10 protein-coding genes are annotated in these 22,452 nt (G+C 34.9%); all 10 read right to left on the reverse strand.

Annotation, left to right across the window (positions count from 1 at the left end):
* Positions 1-29: 29 nt before the first annotated feature.
* The 10 genes from ACJJV4_RS10785 to ACJJV4_RS10830 all read right to left on the reverse strand — a co-directional run bounded on the left by ACJJV4_RS10785 (position 30) and on the right by ACJJV4_RS10830 (position 22,445).
* A complete protein-coding gene (locus ACJJV4_RS10785; protein WP_405294273.1) occupies positions 30-1,703 on the reverse strand; it encodes a family 16 glycosylhydrolase in 1,674 nt (557 codons plus the stop codon).
* A 21-nt stretch (positions 1,704-1,724) separates the two neighbouring features.
* Positions 1,725-3,764, reverse strand: coding sequence for a hypothetical protein (locus ACJJV4_RS10790; RefSeq protein ID WP_405294275.1), 2,040 nt, complete (start codon positions 3,762-3,764; stop codon positions 1,725-1,727).
* 15 nt (positions 3,765-3,779) lie between these two features.
* Complete coding sequence (locus tag ACJJV4_RS10795; protein WP_405294277.1) at positions 3,780-5,249, reverse strand: RagB/SusD family nutrient uptake outer membrane protein; 1,470 nt, start codon at positions 5,247-5,249, stop codon at positions 3,780-3,782.
* 12 nt (positions 5,250-5,261) lie between these two features.
* Complete coding sequence (locus ACJJV4_RS10800; RefSeq protein WP_405294279.1) at positions 5,262-8,276, reverse strand: SusC/RagA family TonB-linked outer membrane protein; 3,015 nt, start codon at positions 8,274-8,276, stop codon at positions 5,262-5,264.
* A gap of 640 nt (positions 8,277-8,916) precedes the next feature.
* Positions 8,917-12,030, reverse strand: coding sequence for a PKD domain-containing protein (locus ACJJV4_RS10805; RefSeq protein ID WP_405294281.1), 3,114 nt, complete (start codon positions 12,028-12,030; stop codon positions 8,917-8,919).
* A gap of 19 nt (positions 12,031-12,049) precedes the next feature.
* A complete protein-coding gene (locus ACJJV4_RS10810) occupies positions 12,050-12,901 on the reverse strand; it encodes a family 16 glycosylhydrolase (protein WP_405294283.1) in 852 nt (283 codons plus the stop codon).
* Between the two features lie 31 nt (positions 12,902-12,932).
* Positions 12,933-14,345, reverse strand: a complete 1,413-nt coding sequence (locus ACJJV4_RS10815) for an Ig-like domain-containing protein (RefSeq protein WP_405294285.1) — start codon at positions 14,343-14,345, stop codon at positions 12,933-12,935.
* A 13-nt stretch (positions 14,346-14,358) separates the two neighbouring features.
* Positions 14,359-17,493, reverse strand: coding sequence for a glycosidase (locus ACJJV4_RS10820; protein ID WP_405294287.1), 3,135 nt, complete (start codon positions 17,491-17,493; stop codon positions 14,359-14,361).
* Between the two features lie 279 nt (positions 17,494-17,772).
* Positions 17,773-20,541, reverse strand: coding sequence for a triple tyrosine motif-containing protein (locus tag ACJJV4_RS10825; protein WP_405294289.1), 2,769 nt, complete (start codon positions 20,539-20,541; stop codon positions 17,773-17,775).
* A 242-nt stretch (positions 20,542-20,783) separates the two neighbouring features.
* On the reverse strand, positions 20,784-22,445 hold the full coding sequence (locus ACJJV4_RS10830; RefSeq protein ID WP_405294291.1) for an alpha-amylase family glycosyl hydrolase: 1,662 nt from the start codon (positions 22,443-22,445) through the stop codon (positions 20,784-20,786).
* Between the last annotated feature and the right edge of the window lie 7 nt (positions 22,446-22,452).

Raw genomic sequence — 22,452 nt, forward strand, 5'->3', positions numbered from 1 at the left:
GGCCTTTTAATTATCAAACTACTAATCTATTATTCGTAAACTCTTACATAATCTATTTCCATAGTATCTTCTGTAAAAGCAGCATCTATATCTCCTCCTAAAGAACCACCCATAGCAACATTTAAGATTAAGAAGAAATCTTTATCATAAAATGGCAAGTCTGCATTGTTATCCATAGCAACCACCACAACGTTATCTAGTAAAACAGTGATTTTAGACTCTGTCCACTCTAAGGTATATAGATGAAATTCTGAAGATGCATTTTCTACTGAAATTGTTTCTCCGTAACTTGCATTGGCATTGGTACCACTATCAAACCAATGGTACGTACCTAGCGATGTATTTTTATCTGCGCCAGTTTGTTCCATAATATCTATTTCTCCACAATGTGGCCATCCAACATCAGGGAAATTAGCACCCAACATCCAAATAGCAGGCCATGTACCTTGTGCTTCAGGAAGTTTTGCTTTCACCTCAACACGACCATACTTAAACTCGTATAAATCGATTGATTTTAACCTTGCTGAAGTATAATCTGTTCCATCTTTTTTAGCTGTAATTTTTAAAGTTCCTTCAGAAACACTAACATTACTAGCATCACTGGTGTAAGTTTGGGCTTCGCCATTCCCCCAGCCTCCTGCACCTAAATCGTAGGTCCATTTTGCTGCATCAGGAGCACCATCGGTATCAAACTCATCAGACCATGCTAGTGTATTAAATTCAGACTCAAAGACAGCTGCACCTTCTGTTGGTTTACTAGAGGTAAACAATTGGTACCAAGCGGCTCCACCACCAGCTTCAATAATTCTAACGCGCAATTCATTTTCACTTATAGAAATAATATCATAAGTACTAGCACCAACATACCAACCCATAAAACCACCTTCAGAAATTTCGAAAGCTGATTGCCTATATGGATTATTATTATAACTTCCTTCTAAAGCGGCTTTGGAAGTTGACGGTAAAAATGACACGTTTTTAACACCGAACATTGTAGTTGCAACCGTTTCATCGTGACAAGTGTCTCCGTCTACACCAATTATACCAGCATAAGTTCCAGGAACAAAAGCAGGACCAACTGTTTGCTCAAAGGTTAAGCCATTTTCACCACGAGTAAATACAAATTCGTTTGAGTACATACAAAATTTTTCGTCGTCCCAAGGTTGAATTGTATTCCACCAAGCTTCATAAGCAAACTCACCATTGCCATAATCATCTTCAACCGGGCCTAAACCAACATGAAGAGGCAAATTAGCTGCCCAGTACCAAGTTTTAGAATCACCAACTAATTCACCAGCCAAAAAGTTTTCAGCTTCAACATCAGAGAATGAGCTAAATACTTGTACTTCCATAGAGGTACTCGACATTATACCACCAGTACCTACTGCACTAGCAACTACTGTGTACGTATTAATACCTGTTTGTGTAAATCTATGTACAGTCTCACCAGAAGGTGCGACACCCGTTTTACCATCTCCAAAGTTAAATTGGTAGGTTATCTCGTTATCTGCAGTAGATGTAAAATTTACAATTCCACTACCATCTCCGTAAGGATTATCAGCATCTTGCCCAACAATTTCAGCAGATATTGTCACACCGGTTGGAGCCACAATATCACCTATCGTTATATCATCATCTTGACAACTTGTAAAGAGTAATGCTACCGACAGAATAAATCCTATATAATATTTTAAGTTTTTCATTTTTCTTAAATTTTAATTCTTTTAGTTTTGAGCAATATCATCGACGTAAATGGTATAATTTGCTGTACCATCGCCTTGCGTACCATTATCCATTATTAGAACAATATTGAAAAAATCGATACTAGTATCAACACCCGAAAAGTTAAACGTTAACGTTTCCCATTGATTTACCAAGGTTGTTGTAGCTGTAACTTCTGCCGTAGCTATTGTATTAGGCCATGGCGTACTATCTTCAAATTTCATTAATAAATTTAATCCTGCTCTTGGTGACCAAACTTTTGCTGTAATAGTTGTTCCTGCGGTAAAATCAAAACGCGTAGGAACGGTAATCTTAGAACCTGCCCATGGTTGGCCAGCTCCTTTAACTAATTCTAAAACATTTGCAGATGTATTGCCACTAGAATCTGGATTGGCTATTACTGAGGTTCCTCCGCCATCAAATTGATCTAAAGTATATTCCGGTTCGAAAGTTAACATTGGGTTCGACGAAATATCATCAACATAAATAGTATAATTTGCACTACCATCACCCACTGTACCATTATCCATAATAAGTACCACGTTGTAAAACTCTACAGCCATATCAACACCGGTAAAATCGAAAGTTAAAGTCTCCCATTGATTTGCAAGCGTTGTTGTTGCCGTAATTTCGGCCGTCGCCGTTGTATTTGGCCATGGCGCGCTATCTTCAAATTTCATCAATAAATTTAAACCAGCTCTTGGTGACCAAACTTTTGCAGTTACCGTTGTACTAGAAGAAAAATTAAAAGGTGTTGGAATAGTTACTTTAGAACCAGCCCATGGTTGTCCAGCTCCTTTAACTAATTCTAAAACATTAGCAGAGGTATTTCCGTTAGAATCTGGATTAGCAATTACTGAAGTTCCGCCGCCATCAAATTGATCTAAAGTAAAACCACCATCGAAAGTTAATGGTAATACTCCTGAAACTCCAGATACTGATTCTTTATAAAAATAAAGGTTATCTATAAAAATAGTTCCGCTTCCAGATGGTGCGCCTTCAAACTTAAATTGAATAATGTCTGAAAAATCAACTGCTGGATTTTGATCCGTAAAGGTAGATAATGGAATATCGAAAGACGTCCATTGATTTTCATTCAACTCTAAAGTTATCGCTGTTTCGTTAGGCCCTGCACTTATTGGAGACATTTTAGTATCGAAATCTGCATCGGCTGTCCAAACATCTACGTGAATAAATTCCATACCAGAAGCATCTACAGCTACGCTATTAAAATCGATACCTTGATACGTGATATCTCCATATTGAATAATATTATCACCTTCAACATCAATTTGAGTATAGGTTGTTGTTTGCCCCCAATTAGGATAATAATCTATTGGATTTGGATCTGTATAAGCATCACTATATATAGAAACAACATCGGCTTGAGCTCTGTATGGCACTGGAGCTCCTGTCAATGGTTGTAAAATTGCAGTAACAACAAATTCTTCACTGTACTCTGTAGTTTCAATAGCTGCACTTTTCGCAATTACTTTAATAGTATAAGTTCCAGCCTCTGCATATTGATATGAAATGGTTTCTTCTAAATTTAAAACCATAGGCGTTTCGTCCGTAGATTCTCCAAAATAAACCTCGTACATCGTTGCAAAGTCTGCCATCGCAGAAAGGTTTACTTGTTTAGAAATAGCAGCATCGTTTTCAATAGTTACGACTAAGTTTTCTGGAGCTTTAAACGATACCACAATACTTTGTGTAACTGTTGTAGTTAATCCGTTCACACTTACTGCGGTAATTAGTGCCTCGTAAGTGCCTTCTTCGTAAATGTGCTCTGCTCCGTTACCTGGAGTTATACCTGTTTCTTCTTCCGAGCCATCGCCATAATTAACATTATAACTCACAGCTCCTTCCGCCAATGGAGTAATAGTCACCACACCCGTATTATCTTGTGTTACACTCACTGCTGCACTAACATTGGTAGGCGCAGTAATATTTTCTACAAAATCAATATTATCATCATCTGCACAACTAATAGCTATTAGCGTGAAAAGACATAAACTGAATGCATATTTTATAAATTTCATCTTAGTATGTTTTAGTTAGTAGTTGGTGTTTTGTGTCCAGTTTCCGTTTGAAAATTGAATTTCTTCTAATGGAATAGGAAATACTTCGTTTTTATTGGCAGTAAACCCATCAATTTCTGCTCCACGTCCTGTACGAACTAGATCGAAAAAACGATGACCTTCACCTACTAATTCCACACGACGTTCGTGAGCAATAGCATCTGTAAGTGTTGCTCCAGAAGATGTAACATCATTTTCTGCACCAAAAGCTCTAGCACGTACTCTGTTTAAATATTCTTGTGCTTTAGAATCGCTAATCTCACCACGATTGTAAGCTTCTGCAGCCATTAATAAAACATCTGCAAAACGAATAGCTCGATAATTATTAGGGTTTGTTAAATTCTGATCACCCGTATTTAAATCGCCTTTACGTGCAATATATTTTCTGTTGTAATATCCTGTATGCTCATATCCTTCTCCGTAAGTTGCATTGTTTGCTGCTGCCCATGAAACGATATCTAAAATAGCGACATCTTTACGTAAATCTCCATCTTCAAACTCATCTACCACTTCCTGAGTTGGTACGTTAAAGCTAAAACCAGAATCGAATGTTGGTCCTGTGTAATTTCTAATACCATTAAAACCAACAGCAACATTACCTTCACTACATTGCAAACACTCGAAACCTGCACCTTCAGCATCGGAATATTGAACCTCAAAAACAGACTCGATGTTGTTTTCGTTATCGTTTTCAAAAATAGTATCGTAATCGCTTACTAAATCGTAAGGGCCTTCAGTAATTAATTGATCTAATACCGTTGTTGCTTCTAAAAATTTATCTTGATATAAATAGGCTTTACCAAGTAATGCTTGCGCAGAGCCTTTTGTTGCTCTACCAACTTGTGGCGCAGTATAATTAAGATTGTTAATAGCATAGGTTAAATCTGCTTCAATTAAAGCATAAACATCTGCTACTGGCGATCTAGGAAGCGAAGTCTCATCACCTAAGTTAAAACGCGTTTCTTTTAATGGCACTTCTCCAAACCATTTTACAAGTTCGAAATAATAATATGCTCTTAAAAAACGGGCTTCTCCGATAATGATTTCTTTTCCGTCGAATTCTGTTTTATCTTGAAATTCTAATATGAAATTAGTTCTATTTACTCCAGCATACATCCAATCCCACAGATTTTTTAATTCACTGTTAACAGGTGTATGAATCATATCGTCAATTTGTTGCCACGATACAACATCGGTTGCGCTTTCGCCTCCACAAAATGTGTTATCTGAAGCAATTTCGCCTAAAATAACATTTAAGTAAGTAGACTGTAACAAATCGTAAGCACCAACAAGGGCGTTATAATAATCGGTTTCTGAGTTGAAATAGCTTTCTGAATCTATACTATATCTATCAACTTCTTCTAAATAAGCATCTCCACAAGCATTAGCGCCTAACACCAAAACCAATAAAAAGAGACCTTTAATTTTATTTATATATTTTTTCATCTTTTAAATATTTTATATAGAAAGGTTTAAACCTAAAATAAATTGTCTTGAAATTGGGTAGAAACCGTAATCTATACCACCACCAATAGCATCTCCGTTGGTTGCTGCAGGATCGTAACCACGATATTTAGTTAAGGTAAACGCATTGTTTACTTTCGTGTAGATACGGAATTTACTTATTCCTAATTTCTCTGTAACTTCAGTTGGTAAAGAATATCCTAATTGAATATTTTGCATTCTTAAGAATGAAGAATCTTCTACGTAGAAATCTGAAAATAATTTGTTAGAGGTTCCTCCAACAGTTGCTCTTGGTACAGAGTTACTTGTTCCTTCGCCTGTCCAGCGATCTAAATACAGGCTAAGTCTGTTAACATTAGGTTGGTCACGCTCATAATTACGAACGGTTTCCTTTCCTAATTCTGCATACATATAAGCACTAAAATCGAAGTTTTTATAATTGAAGCTGAAGTTTAACCCCATAATATAATCGGCTTGCGCTTTACCTATATTAGTTCTATCATCTAAAGTAATTTCTCCGTCACCATTAACATCAACAAAACGAATATCTCCAGGAGACGCTGCGGTTCCTAATCCACTTTGTGAAGGATGCTCATCTACTTCTGCTTGGTTTTGAAAAATACCATCGGTTTTTAAACCGTAGAAATAACCAATAGGTTGACCAACTTCCATACGCGCAATAGCTGGTTGCCCAACACTAAACGATCCGCCTTCAGAAATATTTCCATTGCTTACTGCTGTAACCTCACCATCAATTTTAGTAACATTATAGCTTAAACCGTATGAGAAATCATCTGAAACAGAATTTTTATAATTAAGAAAAAGCTCAACACCTTTATTTCTAGTTGTACCAGCATTTACTGTTGGTAAACCCGCTCCAGGAGCACCTCCGCCTAAAATTCCTGAAATCGGGAAGTTTTCAATTAATAAATCGTTTCTGTCTTCAATAAAATAATCGGCTACAATTTCCAATTGATTATTAAATAAATTAATATCTAAACCAATATCTAATTTTTCTGCTGTTTCCCAAGACGCATCTGCATTTGGTACTCTACCGCTAGCTGTTCCTGTAATCAAAGAACCATCTAAAACATATGTAGCTTCACCACTTAATAAAGCACGATACAAATCGTCTCCAACATTGTTACCTAATGTACCGTAACTCGCTCTAAGCTTTAAGAAGTTTATTACTTTGGAATCTTTTAAAAATGCTTCATCAGAAATTTTCCAACCTGCTGTTGCAGAATAAAAATAATCGATTCTGTTGTTTGGTGAAAAATCTGAAGATCCATCGCGACGCACCATAGCAGATAATAAATACTTGCTATCATAATCATACTGAATTCTTCCGAAATAAGATGATAAACGAGAATCGTAGATATAAGAACTTGTAGATTTTGCTTCACTTAAACCGTTGGCCAAAGAAATATCTGCAAATTCCCAAGAGTTATTTTGAACATCGAAACCTGTTCCGGAAAGATTATCTCCCCAAAAACGTTGTGCACTTGTACCTAAAGTAAAGGTGGTATTATGTTTATCATTAAATAGTTTGTTGTAGGTCGCGAAAGTATCCCATGTATACGAGTTATTGGTGTTCTGAGTTTGCGTTACACTACTTCTGTCATTATTAAAAACTTTACCAGAACCGTATTGTACAATAGGAGCAAATGTTTTACTCTTATCATCATAAGATTTTAAACCAATACGCGATGTCACTTTAAACCCTTCAAATGCTTCATATTCTAATTGAAATGTTCCCTCAATCGAATTTCCGCTGTACTCATTATAAGTATTTGCTATTTGAGACAGTGGATTAATAACCTCGTTTCCTAAAAAACCTGAAGTGTCTTGCTGATCTAAACTATAAGTTGGCGCATAGTTTAAGGCGTTAAATAATGGTGTACCTAAAGCATTCTCACCAATGGTTTTACGGTTATTATTAAAGTAGTTTGCCGATGTAGTGAATTTTAATTTTTCACTAAGATCAAAACCAATTTTAATTTTAGCATTAGCACGATTGAAGTTAGACTTATTGCTAGCAATAATACCATCCTGCTCTAGAATAGAACCACCAAAGTAATATGTGCTATTTTCACCACCACCAGTAACCGATAGGTTATGGCTAGTAATTGGAGCTTGCTCAAAAAGTTCGTTTTGCCAATCGATTCCTTCACCTAAACCACTAACATCTGGATAAGGCAATGCTTGACCATTGGCAGCATAACTTTCGTTTAAAATTAAAGCATATTCTGTAGCATTTAAGTAAGGTAACTCACGTGTTGTTTCTTGAATACCTGTGTAAGCATCATAATTAATTTTTGCAGCTGAATTTTTCTTACCTGATTTTGTGGTTACTAAAACCACACCATTTGCTCCTTGAATACCATAAATAGCAGCCTGAGCATCTTTTAATATAGAAAAGGTTTCAATATCACTTGGGTTAATAGAATTTAAGTCTCCTGCATAACCATCTATAATAACCAAAGGACCATTATCTCCATTAGAGCTTACTCCACGAATTAAAATATTAAAATTTCCTCCTGGAGAACCAGAAGGTGCAGTTACAGAAACCCCTGCCGATGTACCTTGTAATGCTTGTGCAGCATCTACAGGCTTTAAATCTTCTAAAGTAGCAGCGCTAACAATAGAAACTGCTCCCGTAACATCTTTCTTTTTCTGTGTACCATAACCAACAACTACAACTTCATCTAATTGTGCCAAATCTTCTTGTAATTGAACAATTAATTTTTTGTTGCTTGTAATTACTAATTCCTGAGTTACATAACCTATATAACTCACTGAAATAGTTGCTCCGTTTTCAACTCCTGATAATACGAAGTTACCATCAAAATCTGTTGTAGTTCCTTTAGTGGAATTTTTAACAATGATGTTCGCTCCAGGAATTGGAAACCCCGTTCCGTCCTGTACATTTCCGCTTATATCTATATTCTGCGCACCTGAGTATGCCATAAAGAAAAAAGCTAAAATTTTGAATAGCGTGTGTCTCATAAATTTGTTTAGTTTTTGTTTATCATAAAATTAACACACTAGATTAAAGTATTCGTAAAATATACCTCAACAAAAAACATACATCGCAAAAAAATACACTTGTTTTTATCAAATACCAATAAATACAAGGTTTTTAAGCATTGCCACAAATTAGAAACAAGTGTTAAAACAATGCTAAATTTATATATGTTGTGGTAATGTATAGGTGAAAAAAATAAGTGTTGTACCCTTACAATAATAAAAAACACTGAATTACATGGTGTTTTATTCTAAAGACATAATTTCTTATAAAAAACTGTAATAGATCATTTTAATCTAATAAATAAAAAATGCCATCAAAAACAATGAAAAAAAGCAAAACCACACCTAATTTACCATTGTAATTAACAACAACTTAATACTGCTAGCATAATACCTCTAAAGCTTTATACATAATCGTAATTACACTAAACCAATACCATAATTAAGTATAACGTTCTGTAATTCGAAAGCCACACGAATCATTTAAGAACAGTATAGCCCGTATTTTAGAACAACAGATAAAAGTTGTAACTAAATAAAAAAGGGTTGAAGAAAACAAACCTCCAACCCTTTTACTCTAAAAAACTAATTAATCTAAACTAAATCTTTATATGTCATTTTAATTAAATGTAATATTATCAAAGTATACTACGTTATCTGATGCTCTACCATCTATAAAATCAGGAAAAACAATAACTTGATCTACATTTGTAGTTCCATCTTGACCTATAATACCAAGAAGGTGACTAAAATCGAATGTTAATTCTTCCCATTCATTAATTTTAGTATTAGCTACTTTTACTTCGGGTTGAGCTCCACCATTTGCACTAGCCAATTTAATTGCAACATCGCTAATCACGGTTTTGTATACCATAATCTTAATAGTTGTATTAGAAGCAGAAACGGTCCATGTAATTCCCATTTCGCCATGTGCTATTTCGGTTCCAACCCATGGAGCCCCTGCTTGACGTGCTGTAATTTTAGCTACTGTTGAAGATGTGTTTACTCCTGAAGCATTTGGATTAGAAACAAATTCTAATGCCGGGTTATCTACGTTTTCAAAAATATTCCAAGTCCAAGCTGCACCGAACCCAGATGGTTCAAAATCGATAGGAAGTGTTAGGTTATAATCTCCACTATTACCACCTGATGCTTGTAGCGTAAAAGCAACAGTATAAGTAGACGTTGTTACTCCATCTTCTGCTGTTACAACTATGGTAGTTTGTCCTGGCAGTGATCCCGCTGGATTTATTACAGAACTGGCAGCTCCTTGAGTTTCGGTTACTGTTATTGCAGGAACTGTTGTTGTTCCTTCAGGTAAAGTTACAGAATAGCTTAATGTATCTGGATTGAAACCTGAAATGGTATTACCGTCAACCTTCAAGTCTGATAGAGTTGCATCCTGTTCTGTTGAAACTTCGAATTTGTTGAACGTAATATTATCGAAATAAGTTACTACATCTGAAGATCTTCCGTCAGTAAATTCTGGAAACACCACAATTTGATCAATATTGGTAGAACCATCAAGTCCATTACCAATTCTACTACTAAAATCAAATGTTAATTCTTCCCATTCGTTAATTTTAGTATTAGCAACCTTTATCTCTCCTTGCGCACCTCCTGCAGCATTTACCAACTTAATACCAACATCGCTAATTACAGTTTTATACACCATAATTTTAATTACTGCGTTTGAAGCTGAAAGATCCCATGTAATTCCCATTTCTCCGTGTACTGTTTCAGCACCTACCCATGGAGCGCCTGCTTGTCTTGCTGTTATTTTAGCAACTTGAGCAGATGTATTTATGCCTGACGCACTAGGATTTGCTACAAATTCTAAAGGTGGATTATCTTCATTCTCGAAAACATTCCAAGACCAATTAGCTCCAAACCCTGTAGACTCAAAATCGATAGGTTGATCTAGACTATATGCCCCAGTACTTCCACCACCACTAGTCCTTTCATAAAGTTTTAGATCATCGAAATAATACGTATTCGTATTTGCTTCTGCTAAATCAAAGATTAAAACAATTCTATCATATTTATTATCATTATTACTAGTGAATGCGAAAGTCAACTCTTCCCATTCATTTGTTTTAGTAGTTGCTAAATCTATTTCGGTATTTACCGATGGATCAGCAATGGATTCAAGTTTTAATAATACAGTATAACCTGGCTGAGCCGAATACACTTTAACTTTTAATCCTGCATTTGCGCTTAAATCTAATTTAGCATCTAAATCTATTTGGTTATTATCCCAAGGATTAGTTCCACTTTTTGTGATTTGAGCCACTTTACAAGAACTATTTACACTATTATCAGAATCTGGGTTGTCCGCCCAAACAAACGTTGCATTGTCATTTGTAATACTAGAAGTAAGGTCAGACATAAAAGTCATATTTAAACCTGCAGCTGTATTATTTTCTGTAGATTCTTCAACACAAGCATTTCCTACTGAACCTGTACCATAAAGCATTAAATCATCGAAATAATAAGTATCTGTGTTTCCTGCATTAAGATCAAAGAAAATAACAATCTTATCAAACTTTTCACTTTCCGTACTTGCAAATGGAAATTCTATTTCTTCCCATTCATTAGTTTTTGTAGTTGCAACCTCTAATTCAGTGTTATTTTCTGGAGCACCATTTTCCTCAAGTTTCACTCTTACTTTAAAGCCTGGTACGGCAGAATAAACCTTCATTTTTAAACCTGCGTTTGCAACAAAGTCTAATTTAGTATCTAAACTGATTTGAGTATTATCCCAAGGATTGCTTCCTAACTTCGTTATTTTAGCAACTTTACAAGACATATTTAAATCATTATCAAAATCAGGATTAGCTGCCCATTCGAAAGAAGTACCATCTGCAACAACATTCGCTGTAGGATCTGACATGAACGTCATGTTTAAATCCACTGCGCTGTTAGACTCTTCAGTTTCCGCAGTACATGGTGCAGGAGGCGTTTCTACTTGCATAACATCATCCATATAGAATGTACCCACAGTTTTCCCTGGACCATCCACAAATAATGTTAATCTTGAATATTTATCTGAAGGATTAAAACTAAATAACAATGTTTCCCATCCAGTACCGGTATGACTCACTGCAACTTCAGTATCTGCACCTGTGCCTTCTTCAAGTTTCATTAAAACAGTTGTAGCCTCGTCTGCCCAAAAACTCATACTTACAGTTTTTTCTGTTGCTAAATCTATATCAATTCCAAGATCGAAGTTAACACCCTCATACTCGGCTCCACTATTAGTAATAGCACCTACATTAGAAGCTACATTGTTTACTCCTGATACATCTGGGTTCTCAACAATTTCAAAAGTAGCACCGTTAAAAACGGCCGCATTATATACTACATCTGTATTATCAAAATTAATTGGCAACCCCAGTTTTTCTGGTATTGTAAATGTTATTTCACTTTCGAAAGTATCTGTTGCTCCTGCAACGTTTTTAGACTCTAACACAACCGTATACGTTCCGCTTTTATCATATGTATTTATTGGGTTTTTTTCAGTTGATGTATTTTCATCACCAAAAGACCACTCGTAACTACTCGCATTTTCAGAAATATTTATAAAAACAACTGTTCCCGTTTCTAAATTAATGGTATAAGTAAATCCTGCTATAATTTGAGGATAATTATCATCGTCGTTGTTACACCCCACAAAGGATAACACTAAAAGCAAAATCGAAATTTGCTTTATATTTTTTATTAGTTGTTTCATAATCTTTAATATTTTCAGTTTAGTCAATTAAATTATTTTTATACACTCTTACATAATCTACAAGCATGGTTTGAGGAAAAACAGTTTCTCCATTTGGCGCACCTACATAATCTCCTCCAACAGCCATATTGATTATTATAAAGAAGGGATGATCGTAAACCCATTCTCCAGTAACATCATCTGGTGTTATTTGGTTGTACAAAACATCATCTACGTAATAGTTAATATATTCTGGACCCCATTCAATCCCAAATATGTGAAATCCTGTATCGAACCTATCATTTGTTAATTCATAGCTTTTCGATATAGATTCTCCTGCCGAATATCCTGGACCGTGCACTGTACCATTAATTAAAGTTGGTTCTTGCCCACGGTTTTCCATAATATCAATTTCACCACATTGTGGCCAACCAACCTCATCAATATCTGCTCCTAATAACCAAAATGCCGGCCAAAGACCTTGACCATATGGCAACCTAATACGCGCTTCAAAACGCCCATAAGCTTGCTCAAACTTTCCTTTTGTTATTATTCTAGCAGAAGTATAATCAGAACCTTGAAATGACTCTTTGTTAGCCGTCATTATCAATATTCCATTTTGAACAACAGCATTTTCTGAACGGTTTGTATAATATTGAAGCTCGTTATTTCCCCAACCATTTTCACCATTTCCTATATTGAAGTCCCAAATAGAACTATCTAAAGCACCATTTGTATCAAACTCATCTTGCATCACTAAATCTGTAAACCTTGCAACAGTTTGGGTATCATCTGTAGCACAACTGGCTATCACTAGCATTGGCAATACGAAAAAGGAAGTTTTAAGCAGTGTCGCTTTAATTCGTTTTTTATATTTATTTATTTTATTCATCTTTTCGTGTTTTTTGTTATAGAAGTAACTTTTAGTTATGGAAATAAATATTATCTAAATAGAAACTCTCTATTGACGATGTTGTTGGGTTATTTATATTTTCATAAATAATAAGACCAATATTGTTTTTATTTGCTAAGGTTACAGGTATTTCTAACGTAGCCCAAGTGTATGCAGTAAAATCAGATGCATAAAAAAACACTTGTTGTATTGTATCATCATCACCACCATCAACAGCATCTGCACCAAAATCTTTTATTGTAATTAAAAAATCTAAATCTGCTGGAATTTCAGCTGGTATATACATATTGAGATGTAAAGTAGATTTTTCAGTCACATCTACGGTTGGATTAGCAAACTGGGTCCCAACAAAATTAAAATTGGTGTAGTACAATATATTATCTCCGTTAAGAAATAAATCGGCTGATTGAGTTGTTTGATAAGGCTCCCAATATCCGTTATAAAAATCTACAGGCACATTGGTGTAAGCATCACTAAATATTGAGGTAACTTGACCTGACGCCAATGTTGGGGTTGGAGCAAAATCAAATCCTCCAATAGTCTCTATAGTAAGTGACCCTTGTGCTTTTTCGCTACCTAACATAGCTGTTATAGTAGCTGTGCCATCTCCCACAATAGAAACTACACCTAACTCGCTCACTCTTGCAACTTCAATATCCGATGAAATAAACGTGAAATAAGATGGCGCCGCAGTAACTGTTTGATTTACACCCGACGATAAATTATATGTTTGGGTAAGCCCACGATCTACCAGGTTTATAGTACTTCCAGAAAACACTTGTTCCACTACATCTTCTCCATTTAATATCGCTGGCTGTGGTTGTGCTATAGTCCCTAATTTTTCGAATTGCAATTCATCTATCCAAAAAACATAGCCACCTTCATCGTCTGCATTTTCCGCACCTTCAGCATAATAAAACATGCCAATTTCTTCAATTAATTTTGTAGCATCTGGAATAGCTATGGCATACTTTGTCCACTTTGTTGATATCTCTAAATTACTTAAAGACACCTGAAACTTACTACCATCTCCATCAATACCAAAACCAATTTCGTTTATATCGGCGCCTTGCGAAGCTTTAGCCCAAAACGTTAAAGCATCATAACTTGTTAAATCTCGCGGACTAATACTTGGGAAAGTAGCTCCGCCATAACCGACACCAAATGCAGGAATATCAAAACGCATAGAGGCATCTCCTCTATAAGTTTCATTTTGTTCTACTGAAAACGCTTCTTCAAAAGATCCTCCGAATGGAAAATAATCCAACCCGCCAACAAATCCATCAATAAAAACTTCGCCTGTAGCGGCGTGTGTAGCAAATTCTACTGCATCAGAAGCTTCTCTTTCACAGCTTGCTAGAGTAACAAAAATTAAACCTAATAGGAAGGTGATTTTTGAAGATATAAATTTTATATTTTTCATTTTTCTATCTTTTTTATTTTCCAATATTGATGTGTATGTAGGTTCTAATTTCCCACTCGTTTCCATTTCCAAAACCAACAGGACTTATTACTGGTGCTGTAGCAAACTCTGTAGTTGTATTTGGGCTATATCTTGGAGAATATTGATCTAAAGAACGCCACGTTCCTCTAATTCCAATTTTAGTATCGGGTAAAATAAACCAATCGGGTTTACCTAAGGTTGTAGATAAATCTAGCATTAATTGTACAGGATATGTTAAGTTGAAATCACGATGATAATCAAATGATCCCCAATCGTTAATTTTAAAAGAATGTACTAGCTTTAATTTATTATATATAAGTCTAATATCACCTCCAACACGTTGAATCATCCGCTCGTCACTACCATTAGCCTGACCATTACCTGCATAAAAATTAGCAATTACCCCTAAATCTGGGTGTACCTTAGAAACAATTCTAGAATGCGCCTCCCAAAGATCTTCTGCTGGTGCAGAATTTGGAAAAGCAAAAGATGTTCTATTACCTAAAAACCCTACAGCAGCATCTTGAGCTGTTGGCAGGTGGCGGTATACAAAACCAAAATTCATAGCAAATTTGGCATCTTCCGACCTATCGTTATCCCAATCGTACATCCATGTTCCCGGAGTTGGATCGAATGAAAACAAAAGCTCTCCTGCCGTAGTTTCTCTATTTGCGCGAACTGCAAATGGATCGTCCTGAATATTTCTAAGTCTTCCAGGCGCTTGCACATCGTTAGGCATAGCATCTACAATTGGCTTTTGCCATAAGAAATTTGGTGCTATTTGAAAATCACCAAAAGTATAAGTAAATCCAGAAAGGAAATTAGTTTGATTGCCACTACCAGAATCCTTTAATCTCCAACCTGTAAACGTTTTTGTTTGATCGGCACCACCATTTGCAACTAAGCCCATGGCTGCTCCTTGAGCGTACCAGTTAATAGCTCCTTTTTGATAAGTTATTTTGGCTTTTGCTCCCCAGTTATCTTCATTATTTATTTCATCGTTGTAAACAATATAACTTCCAGGTTCTCCCTCTACAAGCTGAAATTGCCTTCCATTTAATGGCTGACCACCCCAAATACCACCTATTTCGAAACCAAGATTTCCAAATTGCCTTTTAGCATGAAGCGTAACACGACGTGTTTTAGGTAATGGAATTGCAATAGAGGTTACCGCTTCACCTATATCATCAATATCTTCGTGATATACCGCAGTAACATCAAACTTGCCTATTTTGCGTGTGTATTTTAATAATACAGCCGGATTTGCACCCCACCATAATTGTGGACCAAAGGCAGCCTTTAATCCTTTTAAACCACGTTTCCCATCAATTTCAAAACCAGAAGTTTCACCATTATAAATATCTAAATTTTCACCATAATTGGCTTCTGGATAAAGATTGAAAAAATCACCTTCATAAGCCCAGTGATAATGGCCGGTACGATAAAAACCACGAACATCAAAATCTTTAGCCGTCCAAGTATAACTTGCATTGTAAATTTGAACGCGATTAGGATCGGTGATAGTAACATCGCCATCATCTGAATTTACTGTTACTGGTCTCCCTCTATTTTCATAAAAAATTTCATCAATAGGGTTGGCTGCTACATTACCTAAAATACTAACATTAACTTCTGCTTTCATATTCGGTGCAGGATTACCCTCTACACCAATATAGTAAGATTGCATATGGTCGAAACCCAACTCGTTTGGATAAGTATTCGAGTCTGCATCGGCAGTATTTGGCGTTGTAATTAAACTTCCTCCAGTATTAAAAGTTGTAAACTCGGCTCTCATGTTACTAATTCTAATCTTATCAGAACCATTTCCTTTTAATGCTGCCTTGTCGCCTCTAGCTCGTAAAACAGCGTCCATTAATGAAATGTTTTTAAAATGATTACTAACAAAAGCTACATCTACACCAGACATGTAAGGATTTAACTGATGTGCTTCTTTTAAAGCATAATAAGCTGCACGCGGATACAAATCGTATAGTCCTCTAGAGTTTGTTGGTCCTTTGGCACAAATACCAAACCACTCCTCATTCATATTATTATTACTTCCTTCTAAATCGAGCGCATAACCACCATTAGACCAAGAAGCATTATTATCATGCACATCTAAATTTGTAGTTTGACCATATTTCCACCATCCATCACTAAATTGAAAAGTAAAACCTCCAATAGAATTATTTGCTTTTCCTAAACCTGCAGCATTTTGGTAAATATCTTTCCAGTTTTCTACCATATAATAAGCCTGAGACTTTTGATCCTCTTGATTTTCTATGGCATTGAAAGCATCGGCTCCAAACTCGGTAAAGAGAATAGGTTTGTTTAGTTTTTCTTTTACAACATCAAAAGCATCTCCAAAAGATGCACCACGATACATATTGGTACCAAAAACATCAATGTCTTTACATTCTTCGGCTATAATATCAATAAACAACAAATCACCATTACAAATACCAATAGGTATATTATTGTTTATAGATTTCATTTTAATTACAGCATCATTCATAAGTTTATACATCGCTCTACCACGTGTATCTCCAATAAATTGCTTTTTTTGTTCATCGTCAGGAAAATCTTCTGTTTCTGCACCCGCCCAGAATAAGCCATAATTATTTTCATTTCCTAAAAGATACAATAACAAACCTGGTGTATTTTTATAGGTTTGTGCCATTGCAGAAACTTCGGTTAATAAAACCTCTTGAGCATCTTTATGGCTATAATCTGTTACAGCAACCCAAGCTCCTTTTAAATTTAATCCGTATCGCCCAAAAGAATGATTAAGCATAGTATAAATACCATAATTCTCATAAATATATTTAATCCATTTTGGTTGTACACCCGTGTATTGCCTAATTACATTTACACCCATGTTTTGGAGTAAACCCATTTCTGAATCTAACGCAGCTTTAATTACATCATCCGATTGTTTCCAAAGACTATAAGAATAATTGGTACCAATAGGAAAGTAATCCCAATTCATTCCATTAATCATTAATTTCTCTCCATTAACGGAAAGAAACATGCCTTCATCATTATTCTCAACAATCACCTTATCAGCTTGCGCAAAGAGTGAGGTTGAAAATAAAATCAAGACTAATTTTAGAAAGTTTTTTTTCATAGCATTAATGCTTTAGTTGTTTTAGTTAATAGCTTGTTTAGTAAAAGTTACTACACATTTTTGTTGTTGTGTAAAATTAACCTATAAGTATGTTAAATTAACATCATACAACCCCAACAAAAAACATACAGGATAAAACGATAAGATTAAATGAGCTAAACCCGCAAAGGCACAAAGGGTTTAGGGTTTTACTTTTTTTCTTATTAAATATAGTAAAATACCTTCAAATTGTTAAATGTAGGGGTACTGTATAGTTCTAAATAGCGTATGTTGCAGGTATTACAACTCTAAAATGTAATTTGTTAGGCTTGTTTCGTGGGCCAGCTCCATTTTTTTTCTCAGTCTGTATCGTTTCACTTCAACACTACGTGCAGAAATATTTAGTAAAGGCGCTATTTCTTTAGAAGATAAGTTTAACCTTAAATAAGCACATAAACGAAGATCGTTTGCGGTTAAACTTGGGTGCAAATGCTTTATTTTTTTTAAGAAGTCTTTATCTGCATTATTAAATGCTTCCTGAAAAAGATTCCAATCATCATTATTGTTTATATTTTTATCAATAATTTTAACCACATGCCTTAAAGCTTTACCACCTTCAACCTCTTCAAGTTCCTTTTTCAAACTATTTAAAAACTCATTCTTTTTTATTAGGTTCATTGTAGACATACCTAATTCTCTGTTTTTAGCCTCAATGTCTTCACGCAGTTTATCGTTCTTGAAACGCATGAGTTTTTGGTTGTTTTCAAGTGCCTTAAGCTCAAATTCTCTCGTGGTTTTTTGTAGAAGACGCTCACGCTGCTTTTTATAGTAACGCTTGTAGACCATATGCATAAATAATGAAAATAGCATAATGATAATAATATAACATACTATAGCTATGTTAGATAACAACAACGGCCGTTCTATTTTAAATGTATAAGAGGCTGAATTTAGAGTAGGCTTATTTCCTACTCTACCATTAACTACAAAGGTGTAATCTCCATAAGGTAGATTCTCAAAAAGTACCTCTCCCTTACTACTCCAATTGCTCCAAGTATCATAAATACCTTCTAACTTATATTGATATTCGGGTTTTTGAATTTTTAAATACTGTGGAATGCTATACGTAAACTTTAAATTGTTGTTTTTATTTCTAAACGATTGTGAATCAATTAAATTAACGAACTCAAAAGTACTTTCGTCCTTAGAGGAACTTACTTCTACCTGGTTTATACTTATTTCAGAAGGATAACTTACAATCTTTTTTAAATCAAAAATAAAATATCCCGTCGTAGAACCAATTAAAAATTGCTCATCTGCAATGTGAGTAATATTCTCAAAACCAACAATATCTTTTCTTATTTCTGAAGGAAATGTTATGCTTTCTATCCTTCGTTCTCCAGTTAATTTCGAAGCTGTTAAATAATCAAGGCCACTTGTAGACAAACTCCACAGTTTATTAGTTTCTGAGTCTGGAATTAACTTACCTGATGTATAATTATTTAAATGAATTAACTGACTTAAAACACTATCTTTTTCAAACTCATTAATACTGTTACTATACTTATAAACACCATTTTTGGTAGTGTACAGCAACTCATTATTAAACTTAACAAAGCTAGATGTTATTCCTTTTTCAACTAAGGTGTCTTGATTAAAACCAATTACATTTTCCAAAGCGCTATCCACTTCCACCTTAAAAACACCTTTGTACTCATGGCTTACTAACAGCTTCTCCGAATCTAAAAACTCAAAATACCGACTAGAAATATTAAACCCTTCAACCTTATTTTTAAAAGACCAACCAGCATCCGTTTTCTCTAGAATATTTAAGCCATTATAATTCCCTTGTATAAGAAGGTTTTCTCTGCCTGGTACGGTTTTAATTTGCCATGTACCTTGTGTATTTGCAATTTTATTAGCTTGCTTATCTTCAATTAAAAACGTACCCGAATTATGACCACAAAAAAGCTGATTATCTATAACCTCTAAGCACCATACTTGTCCTTGTGTTTTAGGTACAAATTCAAAATTACCATCTCCCTTTATAGGTTTACAGAATAATCCTTGGTTAGAACCAAGATATAACATATCGTTATAAACTTTAGAAGCATAAACACTTCCAATCATACCATCATTATCAAAATACTGCAAGTAAGGAGACTTGCTATTTATACAGTTTATACCATTATCTAAGGCCAACCAAATGTTTTGATCTTCATCTTCAAATAAAGATAACACAGTATTATTGCTTAATCCATTAGATTGGCTGATACTATATTTTATAGCCCCTTCATGGGTTAAATGTACTAAGCCATCAGAAATGGTGCCGAGCACAAAACTTTTATCCTGAAGTTGTATACCGCTAAAAACACTAACATCTCGCAAAATGTTTTCTGATGGAATATTCCAAGGCTTTAATTCACCTTTAGAATATTTAAAAAAGCCAAGATCTTGTGTAAGAATAAGTAATTCTTGCTTTTCTTTAAAAATATTTACAATTAAATTTTCTTGAAGAATATTATCATTAGAAACTAAAACACCAACACCATTTTCAATTTGATATAAACCTTTATTTACATTTTGAAAATATAAACTCTTACCAACTTTAAATAGCTTCGAAATTTTAGATTTAGAATCTACTACGCTATACGTTTTCTTAACTTGATCGTAAATATGTATGCGGTCTAAAGATTGAAATAAAATCCAGTTTTCTAGTCTTAAAATATTCCAAATCTCCTCATCTTCTAAAAATTCAACCTGAAGTGCTTCGGAAAGTGAAGTGTATTTTAGAAGACCAAAACTATCTCTTTTCCATGAGCCGAATCCTCTAAAACTTCCTGTATAAATTAAAGAGTCGATAACCTTTACAGAACGAAGAATAGTTTCTTTTGGGGAGTGATACAAATTCCATTTAGCCCCATTAAACTCCAACAAACCTTTATTATTAGCCACATAAATATACCGGTTTAAAGATTGAGAGATAGACCAATTTTGATTTTCTCCTCCATAATCTTCAGGCGTATAAGTTTGTATTGGTGGAAATTCTTGCGAAATTACCTTACCCACAAAACTTAATAAGATATAAAGCAAAAAACAGTACCCCTTGTTCATATTTAAAACTTATGTTGGGTTAACAAGGTAGTAAATATATAGTATATAAAGGGTTTAAAAAAATATTGTATAGGTGAATGCATGGTTTTTAAAATGAAATAAAACCTTCAAAAACCCCATAAACACAAACAAAATTGATTTAAAATTGATTAAAAAAATATGCCAATAAAACACTTATTAGTATAGGTAAATGAAATCTAAATCTGCTCTAAAAGCACAATAGTATTACTCGAATTAATAGAAATCTCCCCATTAACAACTTGAGATAAACTACCCGAATACGCGTCACGAATTTTAGCGCCATTTGAAAAAACACCCGAAACATCAATAGTTTTTTCTCCTTCTGGATAGTTTAAACCTACCATAACAACCTCTTTAAAATCGCCTTTTTCAAAACTACGAGTAAACAAATAAGGCGTCTCTGATATCATGTTATGAACACCTGCACCAATAGCAGGATGATTAGCTCTAAATTGCCCTAATTTTTGCCAATGTTGTAAAACAGGTTGCGTTTCTGTATTGTTTTCATAATCGTTCCAATTCATAAAAGAACGTAGCGTAGCGTCGCCAACAGTACCATCAACCTCAAGCGGTCTCGCCAACTCATCGCCATAATAAACCTGCGATGCACCCGGGCACAATAATAATTTAGTTGCAGTTTCAAAACACTTTTCGCGTTTAGCATCAAACGGTTGACCATCATCATGCGAGCTTAAATAGTTTAAAACGCCATACCCCTTTAAGTCGCCATTCAACACATTAGAATAACGTTTAAAAACATCTTCCATTGGTCTTTGTGCTAGATTCCATTTGGCCTCAAAATTAATTAAAGCTTCAAAAGCTTTATCAAAATAATTTACTTTTCTGTCACCAAAATCAAATGCTTTCCCATTAGAAATACCATAATTATAAACCTCACCCACCAAATAAAACCTATTATCGTCTAATACTTTTTCTGGATTTCTCTTTTTATATTCTGCAAAAGCATAATCGCACTCAGCTTTATATTCTTGCCAAACATATTCCTCGGTATGTTTTACAGTATCTACACGGTAACCATCGATACCAAATTCGGTAATATAATCGGTGAGCCATTTCATGATATAGAATCGTGGCGCTCTTGGGTGACCTGTGCGCTCAAAGAACGCATCTAACTCGGCTATTTCCTCATCATAACGCCCTTCATCTTTCCATTTTTGGGTTAGTAAAGGCGGCAAAGCAACGGCATTATTATTTTCAGTTTTAAGGTCTGGTAAGTTCTTCACAAGTGTGCAAGCCACCGTATGTTCGTAATTATCATAACTGCATTGTGGACCTGTACGCACCCAATCTTCTGGCCAAACTGGATCTTTATCTGTTACAGGACCTGTATGATTTATTACAGCATCCAATAGAATACGAATCCCATTCTTATGAGCTGTTTCAATTAATTGATGCAAATCAGCTTTAGTTCCAAAATTAGGATCTATAGCCGTCCAATCGCGCGTCCAATATCCATGATACCCATAAGTTAACCCTGTACCTTCGTCCGTACCTCCATGAATTTGTTCAACAATAGGCGTCATCCAAATAGCATTAATTCCCAATTTGGTAAAATAACCATCTTTAATTTTTTGCGTGACACCCTGTATATCGCCACCTTCAAAACCACGGAGTTTACTCGCTTGTTCCGTCCTTTCAAAATTAACATCGTTACTGGTATCTCCGTTATTAAAACGGTCGGTAAGTAAAAAATAAACGTTTGCACCTTCCCATACAAACGGCGCTTTTTCTTCGGGTTTAACAGCTTCCATTTTTACAGTTTTATTGCAACTTATCAAAATAAATAGGACTATAATGCTGGTTAGAATATGTTTCATTTTAGTT

Source organism: Algibacter sp. Ld11 (assembly GCF_045066735.1).
GTDB lineage: Bacteria > Bacteroidota > Bacteroidia > Flavobacteriales > Flavobacteriaceae > Algibacter.

Excerpts from the sequence above, each read along its gene's own strand:
- ACJJV4_RS10785 (WP_405294273.1), bottom strand. The coding sequence starts at position 1,703 with ATGAAAAACTTAAAATATTATATAGGATTTATTCTGTCGGTAGCATTA.
- ACJJV4_RS10790 (WP_405294275.1), bottom strand. The coding sequence starts at position 3,764 with ATGAAATTTATAAAATATGCATTCAGTTTATGTCTTTTCACGCTAATA.
- ACJJV4_RS10795 (WP_405294277.1), bottom strand. The coding sequence starts at position 5,249 with ATGAAAAAATATATAAATAAAATTAAAGGTCTCTTTTTATTGGTTTTG.
- ACJJV4_RS10800 (WP_405294279.1), bottom strand. The coding sequence starts at position 8,276 with ATGAGACACACGCTATTCAAAATTTTAGCTTTTTTCTTTATGGCATAC.
- ACJJV4_RS10805 (WP_405294281.1), bottom strand. The coding sequence starts at position 12,030 with ATGAAACAACTAATAAAAAATATAAAGCAAATTTCGATTTTGCTTTTA.
- ACJJV4_RS10810 (WP_405294283.1), bottom strand. The coding sequence starts at position 12,901 with ATGAATAAAATAAATAAATATAAAAAACGAATTAAAGCGACACTGCTT.
- ACJJV4_RS10815 (WP_405294285.1), bottom strand. The coding sequence starts at position 14,345 with ATGAAAAATATAAAATTTATATCTTCAAAAATCACCTTCCTATTAGGT.
- ACJJV4_RS10820 (WP_405294287.1), bottom strand. The coding sequence starts at position 17,493 with ATGAAAAAAAACTTTCTAAAATTAGTCTTGATTTTATTTTCAACCTCA.
- ACJJV4_RS10830 (WP_405294291.1), bottom strand. The coding sequence starts at position 22,445 with ATGAAACATATTCTAACCAGCATTATAGTCCTATTTATTTTGATAAGT.